The organism is Streptomyces pactum, assembly GCF_002005225.1.
GTDB lineage: Bacteria > Actinomycetota > Actinomycetes > Streptomycetales > Streptomycetaceae > Streptomyces > Streptomyces pactum_A.
In genome coordinates this window covers 7858860-7879231 of record NZ_CP019724.1, presented here as the reverse complement: position 1 = coordinate 7879231, position 20372 = coordinate 7858860, and the positions used below count along the sequence as shown (strand labels likewise).

The 20372-nt window shown below is 72.4% G+C and carries 18 protein-coding genes and 2 pseudogenes; 7 read left to right on the top strand and 13 right to left on the bottom strand.

The genetic code is table 11. The features are described 5' to 3' along the window. Positions 1–44: 44 nt before the first annotated feature. Positions 45–410 carry a transglycosylase family protein gene (locus tag B1H29_RS34540; protein ID WP_055420207.1) on the bottom strand — a complete coding sequence of 122 codons (366 nt, stop codon included), beginning with the start codon at positions 408–410 and terminating at the stop codon, positions 45–47. Positions 411–824: 414 nt separating this feature from the next. Between B1H29_RS34540 and B1H29_RS39665 the strand changes: the two are divergent. Then, positions 825–998, top strand: a pseudogene (locus B1H29_RS39665) (DUF5949 family protein); the annotation flags it as partial. A gap of 171 nt (positions 999–1169) precedes the next feature. Here B1H29_RS39665 and B1H29_RS34530 read toward each other — a convergent pair. Further along, positions 1170–1706 carry an isochorismatase family cysteine hydrolase gene (locus B1H29_RS34530; RefSeq protein WP_055420208.1) on the bottom strand — a complete coding sequence of 179 codons (537 nt, stop codon included), beginning with the start codon at positions 1704–1706 and terminating at the stop codon, positions 1170–1172. 77 nt (positions 1707–1783) lie between these two features. Next, the gene (locus B1H29_RS34525) at positions 1784–2602 is read right to left on the bottom strand and encodes a restriction endonuclease (protein WP_055420877.1); all 819 of its coding nucleotides are present in this window, start codon (positions 2600–2602) and stop codon (positions 1784–1786) included. Between the two features lie 142 nt (positions 2603–2744). Between B1H29_RS34525 and B1H29_RS34520 the strand changes: the two genes are divergently transcribed. Then, positions 2745–3815 carry a right-handed parallel beta-helix repeat-containing protein gene (locus B1H29_RS34520; protein ID WP_055420209.1) on the top strand — a complete coding sequence of 357 codons (1071 nt, stop codon included), beginning with the start codon at positions 2745–2747 and terminating at the stop codon, positions 3813–3815. A gap of 49 nt (positions 3816–3864) precedes the next feature. Further along, positions 3865–4893 carry a methyltransferase gene (locus B1H29_RS34515; protein WP_055420210.1) on the top strand — a complete coding sequence of 343 codons (1029 nt, stop codon included), beginning with the start codon at positions 3865–3867 and terminating at the stop codon, positions 4891–4893. An 86-nt stretch (positions 4894–4979) separates the two neighbouring features. Here the strand turns inward: B1H29_RS34515 and B1H29_RS34510 are convergent, their stop codons facing one another. The 3 genes from B1H29_RS34510 to B1H29_RS34500 all read right to left on the bottom strand — a co-directional run bounded on the left by B1H29_RS34510 (position 4980) and on the right by B1H29_RS34500 (position 7539). Continuing rightward, on the bottom strand, positions 4980–6137 hold the full coding sequence (locus B1H29_RS34510) for a SchA/CurD-like domain-containing protein (RefSeq protein WP_055420211.1): 1158 nt from the start codon (positions 6135–6137) through the stop codon (positions 4980–4982). 149 nt (positions 6138–6286) lie between these two features. Then, entirely contained in the window at positions 6287–7003 is a 717-nt protein-coding gene (locus tag B1H29_RS34505) for a class F sortase (RefSeq protein ID WP_055420212.1), read from the bottom strand. 107 nt (positions 7004–7110) lie between these two features. Beyond that, complete coding sequence (locus tag B1H29_RS34500; RefSeq protein ID WP_055420213.1) at positions 7111–7539, bottom strand: hypothetical protein; 429 nt, start codon at positions 7537–7539, stop codon at positions 7111–7113. Positions 7540–7827: 288 nt separating this feature from the next. Between B1H29_RS34500 and B1H29_RS34495 the strand changes: the two are divergent. After that, positions 7828–8702, top strand: a pseudogene (locus B1H29_RS34495) (MMPL family transporter); the annotation flags it as partial. Between the two features lie 636 nt (positions 8703–9338). Here the strand turns inward: B1H29_RS34495 and B1H29_RS34485 are convergent. Beyond that, positions 9339–10166, bottom strand: coding sequence for an alpha/beta fold hydrolase (locus tag B1H29_RS34485; RefSeq protein ID WP_055420214.1), 828 nt, complete (start codon positions 10164–10166; stop codon positions 9339–9341). Between the two features lie 181 nt (positions 10167–10347). Beyond that, entirely contained in the window at positions 10348–12228 is a 1881-nt protein-coding gene (locus B1H29_RS34480; RefSeq protein ID WP_167392575.1) for a SpoIIE family protein phosphatase, read from the bottom strand. A 129-nt stretch (positions 12229–12357) separates the two neighbouring features. On the opposite strand from B1H29_RS34480, the gene B1H29_RS34475 reads away from it, so the two are divergent. Beyond that, complete coding sequence (locus B1H29_RS34475) at positions 12358–13056, top strand: LolA family protein (protein WP_055420879.1); 699 nt, start codon at positions 12358–12360, stop codon at positions 13054–13056. Between the two features lie 201 nt (positions 13057–13257). On the opposite strand, the gene B1H29_RS34470 is transcribed toward B1H29_RS34475, so the two are convergent. Further along, positions 13258–13698: an ATP-binding protein gene (locus B1H29_RS34470; RefSeq protein ID WP_055420215.1), complete on the bottom strand. Its 441-nt coding sequence runs from the start codon at positions 13696–13698 to the stop codon at positions 13258–13260. Between the two features lie 418 nt (positions 13699–14116). On the opposite strand from B1H29_RS34470, the gene B1H29_RS34460 reads away from it, so the two are divergent. Further along, positions 14117–15085 carry a LysR family transcriptional regulator gene (locus B1H29_RS34460; RefSeq protein WP_055420216.1) on the top strand — a complete coding sequence of 323 codons (969 nt, stop codon included), beginning with the start codon at positions 14117–14119 and terminating at the stop codon, positions 15083–15085. Positions 15086–15217: 132 nt separating this feature from the next. Here the strand turns inward: B1H29_RS34460 and pgm are convergent, their stop codons facing one another. The 3 genes from pgm to B1H29_RS34445 form a co-directional block, all read right to left on the bottom strand. Continuing rightward, entirely contained in the window at positions 15218–16858 is a 1641-nt protein-coding gene (gene pgm / locus B1H29_RS34455) for a phosphoglucomutase (alpha-D-glucose-1,6-bisphosphate-dependent) (protein ID WP_055420217.1), read from the bottom strand. A 260-nt stretch (positions 16859–17118) separates the two neighbouring features. Further along, the gene (locus tag B1H29_RS34450; protein ID WP_199832405.1) at positions 17119–17547 is read right to left on the bottom strand and encodes a hypothetical protein; all 429 of its coding nucleotides are present in this window, start codon (positions 17545–17547) and stop codon (positions 17119–17121) included. Between the two features lie 175 nt (positions 17548–17722). Further along, positions 17723–18463, bottom strand: a complete 741-nt coding sequence (locus B1H29_RS34445) for a peptidase E (RefSeq protein WP_055420219.1) — start codon at positions 18461–18463, stop codon at positions 17723–17725. 135 nt (positions 18464–18598) lie between these two features. On the opposite strand from B1H29_RS34445, the gene B1H29_RS34440 reads away from it, so the two are divergent. Continuing rightward, positions 18599–19414 carry an SAM-dependent methyltransferase gene (locus B1H29_RS34440; protein ID WP_107095340.1) on the top strand — a complete coding sequence of 272 codons (816 nt, stop codon included), beginning with the start codon at positions 18599–18601 and terminating at the stop codon, positions 19412–19414. A gap of 3 nt (positions 19415–19417) precedes the next feature. Here the strand turns inward: B1H29_RS34440 and B1H29_RS34435 are convergent, their stop codons facing one another. Then, positions 19418–20356, bottom strand: coding sequence for a LysR family transcriptional regulator (locus B1H29_RS34435; protein WP_055420220.1), 939 nt, complete (start codon positions 20354–20356; stop codon positions 19418–19420). Between the last annotated feature and the right edge of the window lie 16 nt (positions 20357–20372).

The window sequence follows — 20372 nt, the reverse complement described above, 5'->3', positions numbered from 1 at the left end:
CGGCTCACATGACTACTTCTGCCCGGCCCCGCCGGGCGGGAACATCAGGCGCAGCCCCAGGCCGACATTCCCTGCATGCGGGCCAGGCGCCTGGCCACGGCGATCTGCTCCCCGCGGGTGGCGAGGTCGGCGCGCGGGGCGTACTTGAGACCGCCGGCCGCGATCCAGCTCGACTGGGCGAACTGCAGGCCGCCGTAGTAGCCGTTGCCGGTGTTCGCCTTCCAGTTGCCGCCGGATTCGCACGCGGCGATGGCGTCCCAGTCGGTGCGTGAAGGGGCCGACTGCGCGGCCGCGGCTTCGGTGGTCGTACCCAGTGCGGTCGCGGCGAACAGGACCACCGCGGCGGTCCGGATCCTGCGGCCCCGCGAACTGCGCACGTCGCTCTTATGAGCTTTTCGTCTACAGATCATACTGAGACTGTTACCCCACGTGACGGGGATGTGCCGCGGCGACCACCGCCCGTTGCGCCAGTCGGAGCATTCGAACCACCGCTTGCCGGCGGAGGGAGAGAGCCTGGTGCGCGGGCGCACCGCCCGGGTCGGGTCGCCGACCGTACGTGGCGCGGGCTGTCCACGGCCGTCTCGGAGGCCAGGCGGTCCGGGACGGCCGCAGGGTCGACGCGCGGGGCCTCGGCACGGCGGCCTGCGTTGCGGAGTCGGCCCGGAGGCCCGCCAGGATGGTCGACGCCGTCCGGGCGGGTGACGCGGAAGCCGCGGGGGCGGCCGGGCACCGGCACTTCGACGACATCCGCGGCCGGTTGTCGCGGTACCGAGCGCGCACGCCCCTTGTTCGTGTGAAGAACCGCGCGGACGTCCGCCGGTCGGGTGAGAGGCGGGCGGGGGTTCCCCGACGGCGACGTCCCCTTCCTCCTCGCCTGCTCCCTCGGCGACGGCGAGGGCGGTCCGGAGGCGTCCCCGGTCGCCGCCGAGCGGCTGCTGCGTCATTCCGGGCTCGCCGTGGGAGACGGCGTCCTCGACGCCACGCGCCTGCCGAACCCGCCGGTCAGCCTGCCGGCGGTGTCGGGCGCGGCGGCCCCCACCATGCCGGGGTTGCGTACACCGTTCGGGTCGGTCTCCCGCTTGGCGGGTGCCAGGCCGCGCTCGGCGATCGCGGCCGCGCGGCCGGCACAGGCCGGGTGCCCGGGTCCGCGTGCCGTGTCGCGGAGGGCCTCAGGTCCACAACTCGCCGCTGTCGCACACCCGGGCGCCCATGTTCCGCTGCATCATGCGCAGCGCGGCGTCCGCGAGGTCGGCGTGGATGTGGGCGACCGCGTCGCGCGGAACGATGACCTGCAGGTGGCGGATGTGGGCGTCGAGCGCCGAGTAGAGCACACACTGTTCGGTCACCTGCCCGCACAGCACGAGCCGGTCGATGCCCTGCTCGTGGAGCAGATACGTCAACGGGGTCTCGTAGAAGATCGAGTGGCGTGCCTTGACGACGAAGAGAGAGGCTTCGTCGGGTCGCAGCGGCTCGACGAGGCGGGCGTGCGGTCCCGAGAGGGCCTTGTCGAGGATCTCACCGTGGTGCGAACGCCACTCGCCGAAATTGTCGTTGACGTAGATCACGGGGACGCCCTGCCGCCGTGCCCGCTCCAGCAGGCCGGTCTGCGCCGCCAGCACGGACTCCACGGCGGGGATCAGCGAGTCGGCGTCCTCGTGATCGTAGGTGTTGATCATGTCGATGACGATCAGCGCGGTCTTGCCCATGCTCTTCAGGTTGCCACCGGACGGCGGGAAATCCGCTCTGCCCCGTCGGACGGCGGGGCGCGGAGGCCCCGGGCAGCTCACTGGGAGGCCCGGTCCGAGGGCCCGGTCCGCTCCCCCGCGGGGTGACTCGCAGTCCAGGGCGCCGGCCCCGAGCCCTCGCTCCAGGCACGCAGTCGGCCCTCGTCCACGCAGACTATCCCGCACTGCTCGGCGTACTCGACGGCCGGTGCGGTGAAGTCGCTGCTGGTGACGACGACCGCGACGTCGGCCTCGTGGACGGTGAAACAGGTACCGCCGAACCGCTGCAGGTCCTGGGAGCCGACCTTGTTGCCGTCGCCGTAGCACTTGCACTGGATGACGACGCGCCGGCCGTCGGGAGCCACCGCCACCACGTCCGCGCCCAGGTCGCCCGCGCCACCCACGACCTCCACCCCGGCGCAGCCGTCCCGCACGCAGAGATCGGCTATCGCCTGCTCGAACTCGTCGGCATCGAGCGCCTCGTAACCGGCGACCGCTACCGCGGCCGAGGCGGGGACGGGGACGGGGACGTCGAGGCCGCGCGCCTCGTCCGCCTCCGGCATGGCGGCCGGCTCCTCCTCCAGTGCGTCCAGGGCCGTCGCCGTGGCCTCCTCCAGGGCACCCGTGGTGCGGCGCGCCAGCCTCGACGCCGAGAACCCGGCTCTCCCGCGCCGGCGGACGACGACTGCCACCGCCGCCCCGAGCACCAGGACCACGGCCCAGGCGGGACGCCGTTCCGCGACGTCGAACGCCATCCGCACCGTCCATCCCACGATGCACAGGCCGACGGCGGCGAGTCCGAAGTACAGGGCCGTGGTGCGGAGGTCGAAGCGGCGCCCGGCGCGTCCGGGGCGCGGGCGGCGTTCAGGCATGGGCACGACGGTCATTCCTCCCTGCGGCCGACATGAAGATCACTTACGTCGTCTGCCCGAGAACCACCGGTTCAGCGTCCGTTCATGACACGCCGTCGGATGGCTTATCCATCCCGTGCGCGAATCTTCCGGGCATAACGTTCCGAATATGAAGAAATGCCATGTCGTATACCTGGTGTGTACCGCAGCGATGATCGGAACGGGGCTCGGTGCGGCTCCGGCCTCCGCCGGCCACATGACCTACGTCGTCCGTCCCGGCCAGTCGATCCAGAACGCGGTGGACGCTGCCGCCCCCGGCGACACCGTGCTCGTCACCCCCGGCACCTACCGCGAAAGCGTCGAGGTGAGCACGCCCGGACTCACCCTGCGCGGCATGGGCCGCGGCACGGTCATCAAGCCGAGCATGGAGAAGGCCACCGACAACACCTGTGCCGAGGACGGCAACGGCATCTGCGTGGTCGGGACGAAGGGCAAGAACGTCAAGGGCATCACCGTCGCCAACCTGACGGTGACCGGCTTCAAGCGCACCGGTCTGTTCGCCGTGGCCACCGACGGGCTCACCGTGCGCAAGGTGACGGCGGTGAAGAACGGCGTCTGGGGCATCGCCCAGGAGCGGTCGGTCCACGGCACCTTCCGGGACAACACCGCCCTTGACAACGGCGACGCCGGCATCTTCCTCGCCAACACCATCCAGGCCGAGGAAGGCGCCGCGGACACCCAGGGCACGGTCGTCGAACACAACCGGGTCGAGGGCAACCGGATCGGCGTCACCGTCCGCCGCCTGCGCAACCTCGCCGTGGCGGAGAACTACATCGGCGGCAACTGCGCCGGCGTGTTCGTCGTCGGTGACGAGAACAAGCCCAAGGCCGGTGACCTGGTCGTGCGCGACAACTACGTCGTGCGCAACAACAAGTCCTGCCCGAAGACCGACCGGCTGCCCGCGCTCCAGGGCTCCGGCATCGTGCTGACCGGCACCGAGAAGGTCCTGGTCGCGAACAACACGGTCGAGGGCAACTCCGGCAAGTCCCCGCTGTCGGGCGGCATCGTCCTGTTCAAGAGCATGGTGGGCATCGCCGGCGAGAAGAACGAGATCAACGGCAACAGGCTGCGCGACAACGCCCCCGCCGACCTCGTCAACACCGAGACCGGCGACACGGCCAAGAGCAACACCTTCGAAGGCAACACCTGCGGCGCCTCCAAGCCCGCGGGGCTGTGCTGACCGGCCGGCCGCAACCGACCGTGGACCGAAGCAGGAGGGAAAGCGGCACATGACCACCGCACAGACCGCCCCGCCACCGCCCATGCGGCTGAGGGAGCTCGTGTTCGGGGCGGCATGTGCCGCCGCCCTCCGCGCGGCCGCCCGGCTCGGTGTCGCCGACGCGCTCGGCGACACGCCCATGGCCGTGGAGGACCTGGCGGCCGCCGTGAAGACCGAACCCAGGCCGCTGCGCCGGCTGCTGCGCGCCCTGACCTGCTACGGCGTCTTCGCCGAGCGGAAGGACGGGACCTTCACGCACACCGACATGTCCCTGCTGCTGCGGGAGGACGACCCGCACAGCCTGCGCTACATCACCCTGTGGTGCACCGAGCCGTGGACCTGGGACGCGTGGCCCCGGCTCGACGAGGCGGTGCGCACCGGCCACAACGTCGTCGAAGGCCTGTACGGCAAGGAGTTCTTCACCTACCTCAACGAGGACGCTCCCGAATCGGCCGAGGTCTTCAACCGCGCCATGACCACCTCCAGCCGGCAGTCGGCCCGAGACGTCGCGGCCCTCCTCGACCTGTCGGGGAGCACGTCGGTGGCGGACATCGGCGGCGGCCAGGGGCACGTGGTGGCGAGCCTGCTGGAGAAGTACCCGTCGATGCGCGGCACCCTGCTGGACCTGCCACGGGTGGTGGAGAACGCCGACCCGCGGCTGCGCGAGGGCGGGTCGCTCGCGGACCGGGTGCGGATCGTGCCGGGCGACTGCCGGGTGGCCGTCCCCGTCCGGGCCGATGTCTACATCATCAAGAACATCCTGGAGTGGGACGACGACAGCACCGCCCGTGCCCTGCGCAACGTCATGGCGGCGGGCGGCCCCGGGGCCCGGGTCGTCGTCATCGAGAACCTCGTCGACGACACACCCTCGATGCGGTTCAGCACCGCCATGGACCTGCTGCTCCTCCTCAACGTCGGCGGCGCGAAGCACACCACCGGCAGCATGGTCGGACGGCTGACCGACGCGGGCTTCGTCATCGACGACATCCGCCCGGTCAACCCCTACCTGCACGCGTTCGACTGCACCGTGCCCGGATGAGCTGACCGGGAGACGGCACACGTCGGCCGCCGGACCGCGCACCCAGCGGTCCGGCGGCCGACGTGTGCGCGCCGTGGAGGGGCGGATCAGGCGCCGGGCGAGCGGCGGTCGGTGACGAGCTCCATGCGGGCGCCCCCGAGCGCCCGGGTGAGGTCGCCGCCCGCCGGAGCGGGTCCGGCCGTACCGGCCGGGCCGTCCAGGAGGGTCGTCAGCTCGGCCACCTGTGCGGGGTCCGTGAGGCCGAGGGACACCGACGGGTCACCGGCGTCGAGACGGCCTCGTACGTCGACCATCCGCACCACGACGTCGTCGCGCTGGAAGATCGTGCTGCACAGGACCGGGCTGTGCGGGTCGTCCGCCGCCGCCTCGTCGCGGTCGGCGAGCAGCCGGGCCAGCCGCATGCCGCAGCCCGGCCGGGCCGGGTACGACAACGCCTGCCGCCGCGCCGCCGGGTCCTCCTCGCCCGCGGTCACGTGGTGGACGGCGGGCAGTGCCGCCCGCGTGTAGAACACCCGGGCGGACTCCGGGTCGCCCAGGTCCCGGACCTGCTCCAGGTACGGGTTGATGGCCTCCTCGACGGCCCGCACCTCGGGCTGCTCCGCCACGTGCCGCAGGGCCGCGAGCAGGTCCCCGCGCACCTCGATGGCCCGCACCACCCGGTTGCCGTGCAGGAACAGGGAGGTGCGGCACAGCCGTGTGGTGTCGTCGACGCGCGGCTCGGGCGAGGCGTAGTCGGCGAGGATCTTGCCGACCGCGTCCTCGCTGCCCGGCTTCACCGTGAAGGTGAGCGCGTGCCGGATCACACCGTCACCGATCCGGGGCGACGTCTGGAGCCCGCCCCGGGCGGTCCCGGCGCCCGCCCCCGGGTGCCCCGTCTCGCGGACGACGTGGAAGCGCAGTGACCTGGTGTCCCGGACACAACTGTGCAGCGGCTTCACCATCCGCACGTGTTCTTCGCTGCTCACCCAGTTCAGAAAGGGCGGGGCGCTCTCCCACTCGCTGGTGATGAGCCACTGGGAGGGGTTCTCGATGGACTGGCACAGTTGCTCGCCGAGGTGTCCGGGAACGGACTCCACGTGGCTGCGCAGTTGCTCGTACGTCTCGAGGAACTGCTGCTGGGCTCCGTCGTAGACCTCCACCAGCAGGACGACCCGGAGCCTGGAGCCGTCGAACACGGACTGGGAGACATGGTGCGACGCCTGCCGCGTCAGCGGTTCGGAAGCAGGTGGGGACGTGATGGTCATCCTGCGCACATCTCCTTCGCGGGAGCGGAACTGAACGTCGGCCGCGGTGCTGGGACGCCGGCGTCCCTCGATCCTGTGCCCGGCCCGGCGGGCGCGCGACTCGTATGCACTGCGTGGGTGACCGCGCGGTCCGGGACGCTGCGCGGGACTCAGGTGAGGTGCGCGAAGACCACCAGGTTGTCCGTGTAGTCCTTGGCCTTCCGGTCGTAGTCGCCCGCGCAGGTGATCAGCCGTACCTCGGCCCGGTCCGCGTCGCCGTACACGCGTTTGCTGGGGAAGTCGTCCTTGTCGAAGGTCTCCAGGCTGTCGACCTCGAACGACACCTTGCGTCCGTCGGCCCTCTCCACGTGGAAGACGTCGCCCTCCTCCAACTGGCCGAGGCGCGCGAAGACGGCGGCGGACGTCTTCGTGTCCACGTGCCCGGCGATGATCGAGGTGCCCTCCTCCCCGGGGGACGCGCCCTTGGCGTACCAGCCGACGAGGTTGGTGTCGTCGGGCGGCGGGGCCTGGAGCTGTCCGTTCGCACCGATGGCGAGGTCGGTGAAGGGGGCGTCGACGGAAATCTCCGGGATGAGCAGGCGCACCGGCTTCGACCGCGGCAGGTCCGCCGCGGGCCGGCCGGCGGCCGACGGGGCCGACAGGGCTGACGGGGCCGACGAGGCCGACGGGGCGGACGGGGCGGACGGGGCCGACGCGCCAGGCTGGGCGGCGAGCGGTGGCCGGGCGGAGTCGGCCGAGGTGTCGTTGCCGCCGATCAGGCTCATCGCCAGGATCAGGAGGGCCACGGCCAGCAGCACCGTCATGCCCGAGCGGGACCCGGTCGGCGCCGGCTCGCCGTCCGCGGGGGGAGAAGGGGGAACTGCCATCTGAGGACCACCTCACTGCGACACGGGCGGACGGGGTGGGCGGGAGCGAGCCGGGCCGCCACGCGGTGCGTGGGTGGCGGCCCGACTGCTATCGCGCCCGGCACGGCTCACGCCACTCCGTGAGCCGACTTCCTGCGTCGGACGGCGTACAGACCGGTCGCGGCGACGCCCAGGACGGCCAGGCCGGCCGCGGTCGTGGCCGGCTCGTCCAGCCCGCCGCCTCCGGTGTGCATGCCACCGCGCGGCTTCTCGTGCTCGCCGCCCCAGGACTTCTCACCCTCGTCCTGCTTGCGGGTCTCCGAGCCCTGCTTCGAGCCCCCCTCCCAGTCACCCTCGCTCACCGCGGTCAGGGCGCCACCACCCGTGTGCATCCCGCCGCGCGGCTCCTCGTGCTTGCCTCCGTTGTCGTGCTCCTTGCTGTAGGAAGAGTCGTCGTGGTCCCAGTCGCCCCCGGTCGCCGCGTAGGCGCCGGGAGCACCGAGGACGAGGACGGCCGAGGCCGCCGCTGTGGTCAGGAGCATGCGAGCAGAACGCATCTGAGATTCCTTCCGTCACGACCGGGTAGCTGGTGCTTCGTCAGCTAAGGGGACCCGGCCCCGACGTGAATTACCGTCAGCCAGCCTTCCGTCTCGCACCACTCAAGGCGCTCAGCCGGGTGAACGTCCGCCCGGCCCGGGGAGCCCGCGGACGTGCTGACCGTACGAGGGCTCGCCCCTCCCCGAGCCGGGGGTTGTCCCCCGCCCCCGGGTCCACCGAGCGGTGGACGGCAGGTTCAACCGGACGCCTCTGTCCGCCAACTGCCCTGGTCGGCGGAGGTTTCGGGCATGAAATCGATGACTGTGCGCATGGCGCGCTGGAGCGCCCGGCACCCCTGGCGGGCGATCGCCGGCCGGCTCGTGTGCGTCGTGCTGTGCCTGCGGCCGGTGCGGCCGTCGGCACCAACAGCGCCGATACGGCGGACTACCGTGTCGGTGAGGCCTGGCGGGCCGAGGCCTTGGCGGCCGAGGGCGGTCTGGAACGCGGATCCACCGAGCAGGTGCTGATATCCGCCCGTTCGGGTGTCACGGACGGGCGTGCCGCCGAAGCGGCGGCACGCGATCTGACGGTCCGGATGGAGGCGCTGCCCGAGGTCGCGGACGTGGCGGCCCCGCTGTGGTCGGGTGACCGCCGGATCCTGATGGTCGAGGTGGCGCTGAAGGGTGAGGAGCGGGCCGCGAAGGACAAGGCGGACGCGCTGCTCGCGCAGACGGCGGTCGTCCAGAAGGCCCATCCCCGGCTGCTGCTGGAGGAGACCGGGAGCCCGTCCGTCTGCAAGGGGGTCGACCGGCAGCGCGCCGACGACCTGGCGCTCTCCGAGAACATCACGCTTCCGGTCACGCTGGTCACCCTCCTGATCGTCTTCGGTTCGGCCGTGATGGCCGTGATGCCGCTGCTGCCGCTGCTGCCGCTGCCGTTGTCGTCGATCGCGGCGGCGATCGGCCTGTCGACGGTGGTCTCGCACGTCTCCCCGGACGCCGGGGTCGGCACCAACGTGATCCGGATGATCGGCCTCGCCGTCGGCCTCGACCACACGCTCTTCCACCTCATACGGGAACGTGAGGAACGGTCCCGGGCCGGCGGCAGGCCGAGCAGCGAGGCACTGATGGAGCCGGCGGCGGCCACCTCCGGCCACGCGGTCGTGGTGTCGGGGCCGGCGGTCGCGGGGACGGCGCCCGCTACGCGGACCGTTCGGCCCCCAGAGCAGCGAACTCTCCCCGGCCCTCGGGGCGTTGCCGCTGACCATCCTTGCCGGGTGCCGCCAGACAGCCCGAGCGGATGTGGGCGGGATCGAATAGCGGCTGGAGGTAGTCGAGGAACCCGCCGGCGCAGGCGAGCAACTGCCAGGGAGGGGATAGGATTTGGTGTACAGGCTGACGTCAAGTCGGCGTTCACGACGGTTGGTGGCCCTACCCCGTCCACGACCACTACGTCGGCAAGCCGACCCCGAACGGCACGCAGCAGAACCCCATCACCTACTTCGGCTCCCCTGGGCAACCGCGAGTGCAACCGCGGATGCGGCAAACCCAGCAGCCGAGGCGACTTCCTCCCCGGCCACCACCAGCGCGCCATTCAGAGAGAATCGCCCGCATCGGAACCGTGAAGGACTTCATCACCTGGTTCGACCAGACCTGGAGTCCCGACGAAGCCCGGCAGGGCGAAGCCGCGTGAGGAAATGCCACCGAAGTGAGACGGAAACCGCGGGACATCCGGTGAGACAGCAGCACAAGCAGCAGGTCACCGCGGTCCGCAATGACACCGGCGGCGCGAACCTACAGGCCGCTTCTTCGGACCGGGGTTACTTCTCCAGGAACGCCAGGAGGTCCGCGTTGAACCTCTCCTTGTCGCCGGGCACCATGGCGATGCCGTGGGAGGCCCCCTCGTAGACCTTCAGCTCCGCGCCCGCCACGAGCCGGGCGACCTTGCGGCCCGTGGCGTCGATGGGGACGATCCGGTCGTCGTCGCCGTGGACGACGAGGGTGGGGACGTCGAACTTCTCGAGGTCCTCGTGGAAGTCCGTGGTGCCGAACGCGTCCACGCAGTCGACGCCGCCCTGGACGGTCTGGGCCATCGCCATGTACCAGAAGGCGTCCTTGTTTCCCTGCGTGACCTTGTCGCCGCCGTCGTCGGCGGAGAAGAAGCCGACCGCGGTGTCCTGCCAGAACTGTGAGCGCTCCTCGAGGATGCCGGCCTTGAGGCCGTCGAACACCGACTGGGGAACGCCCTCGGGGTTGTCCGGCCCCCGCAGCATCAGCGGCGTGATCGCGGACAGGAGCACCGCGGAACGGACCCGCTCGGTGCCGTGCCGGCCGATGTAGCGGGCTAGTTCACCGCCGCCCATGGAGTGCGCGACGAGAGTGACGTCGCGCAGGTCGAGGCCGGTGATCAGATCGTTCAGGTCGTCGGCGAAGGTGTCGAAGTCGTAGCCGTCGTAGACCGGCGTGGAACGGCCGTGGCCGCGGCGGTCGTGGGCGATGCCGCGGTAACCCGCGTCGGCCACCGCCTTGAGCTGGTCCTGCCAGGCGTCGCCGTTCAGCGGCCAGCCGTGGATGAACACGACCGGACGGCCCCGGCCCCAGTCCTTGTAGAAGATGTCCACGCCGTCGCGGGTGGTGCAGATGGGCATGCGCCCTCCGTGGGTCGGGGCCCGGCCGTGCGGCGGGCCGGTGGGTGGGTGACGCCGCGGCATCCCCCCAGTAGTCGAACGCACGCCCGTCTCTTCCGCACCCAGCAGGCGGCCGGACGGGTACGGAAGGCGCGGGGCGGGACACGTGGCCACGTGGACGGTGTCGCCCCCGCCCTCCGCGCTACTCGTCCGCATCGACGTGCGCCGGGTCGGCAACCTCGGGCTGCTGGCGACGCGAGCCGGGGGCGGCCCGGTCGGGCGTGGCCTCGCTGCGCGGGGACTGGGCAGGTGGGGGCGGCGCGGTGTCCCCGGGGGCGCCGACGCCGGCGGCGGGCAGGCGCAGGGCGAGCAGGGCGACGTCGTCGCCGCGGGGCGTGATGCGGTCGAGCAGCTCGTCGCAGTACTCGTCGATGGTCCGCTCCCCCAGCCGACGGGCCAGGACGCCGGCGTGGTGGCGGAGCTTGGCCATGCCGAGGTCGATCGGGCGGTCGCGGCTCTCCACCAGGCCGTCGGTGTAGAGCAGGAGGATGCTCTCCGGCGGGAGCTCCTCACGCGCGTCGGGCCAGCTCAGTCCGAGGCGCAGGGTGGCGCTCATGCCGATGAGCGGGCCGTGGCCGCCTTCCAGGAAGCGGGTTTCCCCCTCCCGGGTGATCAGCAGGGGCGGTGGGTGGCCGGCGTTGACCCAGTGGAACCGCCAGGGACCGCCTTCGGGGCCTTCCACGCGGGCGAAGACGAGCGTGGCCATGGGGGCGTCGCTGGTGTTGGTCACGGCCTCGTCGAGACGCCGCATGATCACGCTGGGCGGCTCCCGGTGGTCCCAGGCGAGGGCGCGCAGCATGTTGCGCACCTCGGCCATGTGGGCGGCGGCCTGGAGGTCGTGTCCGACCACGTCCCCGATGACCAGGGCCGTGACACCGTCGGCGAGCAGAAAGGCGTCGTACCAGTCGCCGCCCACCTCCATGGCGCTTTCGGCGGGCCAGTACCGGGCGGCCATACGGATGTGGTCGACCTGCGGAAGGGGGGTCAGCAACTGGCGTTGCATGGTCTCGGCGACGTTCTGCTGCTCGTGGTAGAGCCGGGCGTTGTCCAGGACCAGTCCGACGCGACGGCCGATGTCGGCCAGCAGGGCGACCTCGGCCTCGCTGTGGGCGGGGTGGTCCCCCGCGCGTGCCACGGTCAGCGTCCCGTACGACCGTTGCCGGGTGCGGAGCGGGACGACGACGGCCGAATGTCCGCCGAGCCGTTCGAAGAGCACCCGGTGGGTGGCGGCGAGGGGGTTGTGCTGGTGCCGCAACAGGTCCTCGGCGCTCAGCGGGACGGGGCGGTCGCTGTTGATCAGCCGGGTCAGCGCGGCGCGGGCCGCGTCCGGCAGCGAGGTCACCGGCCCTCTCAGCCGTCCCGCCCGGTGCGGGTGTGCGCTGCTGCGCACCGCGACCCGCTCCAGGACGTCCGACCGGCCCTGGTAGACGTCGACCGCGGCCCACTGACCCAGCTCCGGCACCAGCAGCCGCAGGAGACGGCGGAGGGTGGCGGAGGTGTGCTCGGTGGGGATCAGTACGGTGGAGATCTCGGCCACCAGGTGCAGTTGGGCGGTGAGTGCCTCCAGGGCGGCGGTGCGCGCCTCGGTCTCCTCGGCGGCGGTGCGGTGCAGGCTGAAGTCGTGGAAGACCAGCACCAGCCCTTCCGGCCGGCCGTCCCTGACCAGCGGCGTGGCGGCCCAGATGATCGGTACCGTGGTGCCGTCCGCCCGCTGGAAGTACTCCTCGCTGCCCTCCTCGGAGAGCGCTCCGTACAGCGGGCTGCGCAGGGCGCATCGTTCGCGCGGCACGGGGCTGCCGTCGGCGTGCCGGTGCAGGAGGTCGTGCGCGTCGTGTCCGATCATGTCCCGCGCCGGCCTGCCAAGCAGGTGCTCGGCCCAGGGGTTCACCGAGGTGATGCGCGCGGAGGGGTCGAGGGTGAGGACACCGGCGCCGAGAGCGTGCAGGACGGCCCGGGCGAAGTCGGGTGCCGGGGCACCGCCCGACCCGTCTCCCTCCCGGTGGCCCGCCCAGCGTGATGTCACGACGCTCACAGCCTTCCGATGCCGTCCATCCCGCCAGGTTCCCTCAGCGGGCGGGGACGAACCGCTTCTCAGGGCCGAAGGAGGGAGGTCGGGTAGGCTCGGGTGCCGATCTTGTACCTGGAGGGTTGCGTGCGGACGAAGACCACCACCACGGCGTCGGCCGTGCTGACCTGCCTGCTGGCCGGGGCTCTCGTGGCGGGGTGCGGCGGCGGTGACTCCGGCGGGCACGAGTCCGCCGACGACATGCTCGAGGACGCCAACGCCGCGATGCGGGCGCTGAAGTCCGTGCGGGTCGACTCCACCAGCACCGCGGCGAAGGGCGGCACGGTCACCGTCCGGCTCGTGACCGACCTCGACAGCCGGTGCACCGCGAAGACCACGTTCTCCCGGGGCGGCACCCTCGAGCAGATCCGGATAGGCGAGACCGACTACGTCCGTCCCGACCGCGCCTATCTGGAGAACCGGAAACCCGGCGACGTCACCGGCGAGCAGCGGCTGTGGATCAAGAAGCCCGCCGACGCGGCACAGCCCGGTGACGGGCTCTCGTCCTGCACGCGTCCCTTCGAGTCCTTCGGGACGGCGAAGAAGGGGAAGAACACCCGCGTCGGTGACCGGGAGGCGGTCGAACTGACCGTGACCGACGAGGGGGACAAGGGCGGGACGTACACCTTCTACGTCGCCACGGAGGGCAAGCCGTACCTGCTCAAGGCGGTGTACAAGGACGCCGAGTACGACACGGCCACGTCCTTCGCCGACTTCGACGCTCCGCTGGACATCCGGCCGCCGAAGCCGGCCGAGGTGATCGACGCGGAAGCGGTGCGGCCCTGAGCGCGGCTCCGGGCCGCGAACCGGTCGCGTCCTGCTCCGCGCGTGGCGGGCGTCCGGCCCGGCCCGAGGCCGCGCGCGGTGGTGGTCCGCCCGCGAGGAGCTGAGGCCGGCGGAGTGCCCCGGCGCCGGCCGCCGCCGACCCGGCTCCGGACCCGGGACCGGGGCCCGCCGTACGTGAGCGGCGTTCGGCCGCCGAGCCGTTCACGCGTCGACGAGCCTCACCGCGGCCCTCATGCGCTTGCCGACCGGCTCCCGGCGCACCTCGAAGCTCTGGCAGACGGCCCTGACTATCTCCAGCCCGTGCCGGCCGACCCGGCCCGGGTCCGCCGTCTCGGCCACCGGCAGCACCGGATCGCTGTCCCACACCGTGACCTCCACCCGGTCGTCTGCCAGCTCGAGATCGACCAATGAGGGGCCGGGCGCGTATTTGCAGGCGTTCGTCAGCAGTTCGCTGACCACCAGTTGCACCACATCCGTCGCGCGGTCGGACACCGGGAGGCCCTGCGCCGCCCGCACCCGCGCCAGGAACCCCCGAGCCAGCTCACGGCCCCGGGCGATGTCACCGGGCCTGCCCTCGTACTGCGCCGAAACCCTGACCAGCTCGTTTCTCAGCCGGTCCCCACTGTGGGCAGCCCCGTCCATCCGATCCGCCCTCTTCCTGAGCCTTGACCGTTACGCCAGCCCGTCTACCCCCAAAATCCGGGAAACATCAGAGAACGCCCGTCCGATCACCAGAACTCCGTGCTCGTGCCACCCAGCCGCCCGTCGGACGCAGGACGAGGCAGAGGAAGCCCATCGTGTCGCGGTGGACCCGCAGCCACTCGTCGCGGTGGGTGGTGGCCGCCTCGAGCGCCCGCGCGCCGTCCGGCTCGGTGGGGTGGTGGCGAGTCCGGAGATCCTCTGTCGGTCCACCGGCGGAGCCTGACACGGCCGCCCGGACGGCGCACCTGATTTCGGCTCCCGCGTCTGCCGGATCCCGGTGCCGTGGCCGCCCGCGGTCGCACAAGAGCTTCCGCCCCCCTCTCCCACAACCAACGGTTGTACTCGTAGGGTGGCCGCCGTGGACCTCATCGCCGTACGCACCTTCGTGGCCGCCGCGGAGGCGGGGCAGTTCCAGGTCGCCGCCGACGAGCTGGCGATCACCCAGCAGGCCGTCTCCAAACGCATCGCCGCACTGGAGAAGGACCTCGGTGTGCCGTTGTTCACCCGCACCGCGCGCGGGGCCCGGCTCACCGTCGACGGGCAGGCCTTCCTCCCGCACGCGCGCGCCCTCCTCGACGCCGCGGAGCGGGCCGCGGCCTCGGTACGGCCCGGGCGGCGTCCACTGCGGGTCGACGTGATCGGCAGGCGGTCCGCCATGGCCGGGGTGCTGCGCGACTTCCACCGCGCCCGTCCCGAGGTCGACCTCGACGTCGTCATCCTCTTCGAAGCGAACGCGGACGCGGCCGCCACCGCCATCCGCTCCGGGGCCATCGACGCGTCCTTCCGCTGCGTCACCATGCCGGGAAGCACCCTCCCCGACGGCGTCGAGGCCACGCCCGTCTTCGACGAGCCGCTCCAGCTCTTCGTCGGGCCCGCCCACGAGTTCGCGAAGTCCCCGGCGGTGACCCCGGCCCAGGTCAGCGGTCATCGCATCTGGATGCCCGGGAACGTCCCCGGCACCGAGTGGTCGGCCTACTACGACGCGCTCGCCGTTGAGTTCGGGCTCACCATCGACGCGATCGGCCCCAACTTCGGTGTCGAGGGGCTCCTCGACACGATCGCCGAGTCCTCGACCATCGCGACCTTCCTCAGCGAGCGGACCCCTCTGGTCTGGCCCGCCGTCCACGATCTGCGGCGCATCCCGCTGCGCGACCCGACGCCCGTCTACCCGCACTCCCTGCTCTGGCACGCCGACAACCCGCACCCCGCGCTGGCCACCCTGCGTGCCTATCTCGCCTCCCGGCCGTCCGCTCACCTCGGCACCGAGGTCTGGACACCGGCGTGGGCCCGGCGCTCCCACCCGAGGGACGATCGCGCCCGGTCGTGACCCCCGCAAGCCCGACTCGGCGGATTCGGGCGGTGGTCACGGGACGGCCCCGAGCACCGGGAGCACCGCCGGCTGGCCGCGGCGCTCCCCCGGGCCGGTCGTCGCCGACCGGCCGGGGGCCCGGTACGGCCGTCAGCCGCCCAGGGCGCCGAGGACGACGAGCTTGGCCTCGTCCTGCACCTGCCGGAGGTGGTCCGGGCCGAGGAACGACTCCCCGTAGATCTTGTAGACGTCCTCGGTGCCGGAGGGGCGGGCCGCGAACCAGGCGTTCGCGGTGGTCACCTTGATGCCGCCGATGGGCGCGCCGTTGCCCGGCGCCTCGGTGAGCACGCCGGTGACCGGCTCCCCGGCGAGGGTGTCGGCGGCGACCTGGGCCGGGGACAGCTTGGCCAGGCGGGCCTTCTCCTCGCGGGTCGCGGGGGCGTCGATGCGGGCGTAGGCGGGTTCGCCGAAGCGGGCGGTGAGGGCGGCGTAGTGCTCGGAGGGCGTCTTGCCGGTGACGGCGGTGATCTCGGAGGCGAGCAGCGCCAGGATGATGCCGTCCTTGTCCGTCGTCCACGCCGAACCGTCCCGGCGCAGGAAGGACGCCCCGGCGGACTCCTCGCCACCGAAGCCGAGTGTGCCGCCGGCCAGTCCGTCCACGAACCACTTGAAGCCGACGGGTACTTCGACCAGCCGCCGGCCGAGGTCCGCGGCGACGCGGTCGATCATGCCGGAGGACACCAGTGTCTTGCCCACGCCGGCGTCGGCGGGCCAGTCGGTGCGGTGGGCGTAGAGGTAGGCGATGGCGGTGGCGAGGTAGTGGTTCGGGTTCATCAGCCCGGCGTCCGGGGTGACGATGCCGTGCCGGTCGGCGTCCGCGTCGTTGCCGGTGGCGATGGTGAAGCGGTCACGCCGCTCGATGAGCGAGGCCATCGCGTGCGGCGACGAGCAGTCCATGCGGATCTTCCCGTCCCAGTCCAGCGTCATGAACCGCCAGGTGGGGTCGGCGAGCGGGTTGACCACCGTCAGGTCGAGGCGGTGCTGTTCGGCGATGCGGCCCCAGTACGCGACGGAGGCGCCGCCCAGCGGGTCGGCACCGATCCGCACGCCCGCCGACCGGATCGCGTCCAGGTCCAGGACGCTCGGCAGGTCGCCGACGTACGCGGAGAGGAAGTCGTGGCGGCCGGTGCCGGGCGCGGCGAGCGCGCGGGCGTAGGGGACGCGTCGTACGTCCTTCAGTCCGGCCGCGATGATCTCGTTGGCCCGGTCCTGGATCCAGGAGGTGGCGTCCGAGCCGGCGGGGCCGCCGTGCGGCGGGTTGTACTTGAAGCCGCCGTCGGCGGGCGGGTTGTGCGACGGGGTGACGACCACTCCGTCGGCCAGGCCCGAGGCGCGGGCGCGGTTGTGGGTGAGGATGGCGTGGGAAACCGCCGGGGTGGGGGTGTAGCCGTCCGCGGTGTCGATCAGGACGGTCACGTCGTTGGCGGCGAACACCTCCAGTGCGGTGATCCTCGCCGGCTCGGACAGGGCGTGCGTGTCGGCGCCCAGGAAGAGCGGGCCGTCGGTGCCCTGTCCGGAGCGGTACTCGCAGATGGCCTGGCTGGTGGCGGCGATGTGGTCGTCGTTGAACGCCGCCGCCAGGGACGATCCGCGGTGCCCGGACGTGCCGAAGGCCACGCGCTGCCCCGGCTCGGCCGGGTCCGGGTGCAGGGCGTAGTACGCCGTCACCAGCCGGGCGACGTCGATCAGGTCCTCGGGGCCGGCCGGCTTTCCGGCTCGGTCGTGCTGCATGCGCCCACTCCTCCGCATCGGTCGGCATTCACTCGCGGTCCCATCTTCCCCTGTCCGGGGACCGATACCGGCGGTACCGGGCCTTCCGGCCGGGGCGGGAGGAGAGGAAACGCCATGCCCGAGGTGAAGGCACCGCGGCTGCCGGCCCCGCCCGCGCACCGGCCGGCCGGGCCGTGAGGCCGTCGTCCGGGGCGGGGCGGCCGGGACGCGTCGGATCCGGCCGCCCCGTCGGCGTCCGGGACGGAGCCGACCGGGAGGCGTCAGATCCGGCCGCCGGTGAGCCGGGTGAGGGGGCCGTGCGTGTGGCGTCCCGCGCGGCGCCCCACCGCGTACGACGCGGCGCTCAGCGCGGTGATGCCGGCTCCCACACCCGCGGCGACCAGCTTGCGCTGGGCGATGACCGTCCACGCCGTCCTGGCCGTGGCCGCGACCTGTCCCGAGGTGTCGACGACCACCTGACGGCCGGCTGCCACGCCCTTGGCCGCCGACTGCACGGCGCCGTTCGCGGCCTGGGCCGAACGCTGGGCGCCGGCCTTGGCCGCTGACACCGTGTCACCGGCCTTGCCGGCGGCGGTCTGTCCGGCCCGCGAGGCGGGGGCGGTCGCCTTGTCCGCGGCGTCGCGGGCCTTGGACTCGGCGGTCCGTGTGGTGTTGGGCTTCTGGTTCGTGTCCTTGTTCGGATCGCTCATGGACACCGCCTTGCCCCGGACCGCGTCGGCAAACACGTACGGTCCCCTGGGGCGTTCGTGGTCGCGCTCGACGGCGAGGTGGTGCGCGCCGCGGGTGCGCAGGCGTTCGAGGTGCCTCTTCCCCGCCGTCGCGGCAGCGCCTCCCGTCGGTCCGGCCCGTCTGCACGGGCCCGCACTACGGCGTCACGCCGGGCAGCTTCCGCGGCTCGATACGCTCCTCCACCGCCGTGTCGCCCTCGCGTACGACCACGTAGGCGCCCTTGCCCGCGGTCTCCGTCACCGCCTCGACCAGCTCGGTGCCGCGGTAGACGAGGCCGACGCCGTCGTCCGTGCAGTGGGCGGCGGGCAGGGTGCCGTCGGCGACGAGTCGATGGGTCAGCGGGCGGCGGCCCTCGTCCACGTCGTAGTGCACGCCGTTGCCGTAGGGCAGGAATCCCAACGCGTCGGTGAACGGGCGCAGTTCGGGACCGAAGGAGTCGGTGGCGCCGCCCCGGAACCAGCACAGGGATCCCGCGCTCACTCCGCTGAGTACGACCCCGGCCTCCCAGGCCCGGCGCATGACGCGGTCGAGTCCGTGGACGCGCCAGACGGCCAGCAGGTTGGCCACCGAACCGCCCATGACCCAGACGACGTCCTGGGCGAGCACGGTCTCCTCGACGTCCGCCACGTTGGGCATGGGGAACAGGTGCAGCGGCGTCAGGTCGAAGCCGGCGACGCGGGCGGCCTCGGTCATGCGGGCGGTGAAGTGTTCGGCGTCCCCGATGGCGGTGCCGACGTACAGGACGCGGGGGCGCCGGCCGTGCGCGCCCGAGAGCTCCACCGCGTGGTGCACCAGGGCGTCGAACGCCACCATGGTCCGGCCGCCCGTGCGGTGCCCGCCCGAGGTGGCGAGGATGGTGGGTTCGGGTGCCGTCACGCCGCTGATCCTAACGACCCGGCGGTCGCTCGCCGCCACCGGTGCCGACGCACCTCGCCGGAGCCTTCGCTTCCCCCAACTCCGGGGGCTACGTTTGTCCTTGAGTGATCACCGCCCGGACCGGAGGACTCCACCATGGCCGAGTCGCCCGCCATGAAGGAACCACGTCACAGGATCAGGACGGACCAGCCGCACACGGCCCGGATCTGGAACTACTGGCTGGGAGGCAAGGACAACTACGCGGTCGACCAGCAGGCCGGCGACCAGATACGCCGGCTGCACCCCGGCATAGGGGACTACGCCCTGGCCGACCGCCGGTTCCTGGGCCGCGCGGTGCGACGACTCGTCGGTGAGCACGGCATACGGCAGTTCCTCGACATCGGCACCGGCCTGCCCTCGGCGGACAACACCCACGAGGTCGCCCAGCGCATCGCGCCGGAGTCCCGCATCGTCTACGTCGACAACGACCCGATCGTCCTGGCCCACGCCGAGGCGCTGCTCACCAGCACGCCTCAGGGCCGCACCGACTACCTCGACGAGGACCTGCGCAACGTCGACGCCATCCTGGAGCACGCCTCGCGCACGCTGGACCTGACCGAGCCGGTGGCGCTGGTGCTGCTCGGCGTGGTCATCTTCGTCGAGGACGACGAGGAGGCGTACGGGATCGTGCGGCGGCTCGTCGACGCCCTGCCCCGGGGCAGCCACCTCGTCCTGTCGCACACCATCACCCGGCCGGACATGCCCGACGTCGACGCGGCGGTGGCCTTCTGGAACGAGCACGGTACGCCGAAGCTGACCCAGCGCACCCCGGGCGCGGTCGCCCGGTTCTTCGACGGACTGGAGCTGCTGCCGCCCGGCGTGGTCTCCTGCAACCACTGGTGTCCCGACGCCGGTGACGGTGAACCGTCCGCCGAGGTCGCCATGTTCGGCGGGGTCGGCCGCAAGGGGTGACGCCTACGTCACCGCCGCGGTCGGCGGTAGCTGGGCCGGGCTCACCTGTTCGCCCAGCACCTGGGCCAGGAACTGGACCAGCCACCGCTGCGCCGGGCTGCGCGAGGACTCGTGGCGTGCGTACAGGGCGATCTCGATCGGCTCGGTCTCGAAGGGCAGCCGCACCAGGCGCACCCGGTGGGAGGCGGTGAAGACCTCCCCCACGTACTCGGGGACGATGGCGATCAGATCGGTCTGCTCCAGCAGGTAGGGCAGCATCGAGAAGCGGGTGGCGTCCACGGCCACCCGCTCCAGGAGCCCGTGCGCGGCCAGCACGGCCCGGGGCGCGACGTGCCCGCTCGGCCCGAAGACCGTCGCGTGGTGCTCGGCCGCGAGGTCCCCCAGCGTGACCTCGTCACCCCGGACGCGCGGATGGTCCGCGGCGACCATGAGGACGTACCGCTCCCGGAAGAGCGGGACCCGCACGGTCAGGTGCGAGGTGATCACCGGGGTGGCGACGAACGCGTCGAGGTCGCCGCGGCGCAACTGGCTCTCGGCGTCCTCCACGTCGAACGGACGGACGGTGAACGACACCCCCGGCGCACGCTCGCGCGCCGCGGCGACGAGCCTCGGCAGCAGGGTCGCCTCGCCGAGGTCGGAGAGGGCGATCGTGAAGCGGCCCGACATGGTTTCGGGGTCGAAGGCGTCGCCCTGCCGGACCGTCCCGTCGATCTCCGCCAGGGCGCGCTGCAGCGGCTCGTACAGCCGCCGGGCGCCGGCCGTGGGGGTCAGCCCGCGCCCGTTGCGGCGGAACAGCTCGTCGTCGAAGTGGCGCCGGAGCTTGCCGAGGCTGTAGCTGACGGTGGGCTGCGTGACGTGGAGCGTCTCGGCCGTGGCGGTGACGCTGCCGGTCTCGTACAGCAGGACGAAGACGCGGGCCAGGTTGAGATCGAAGGTGCCCATATCGAGGGACTCTATA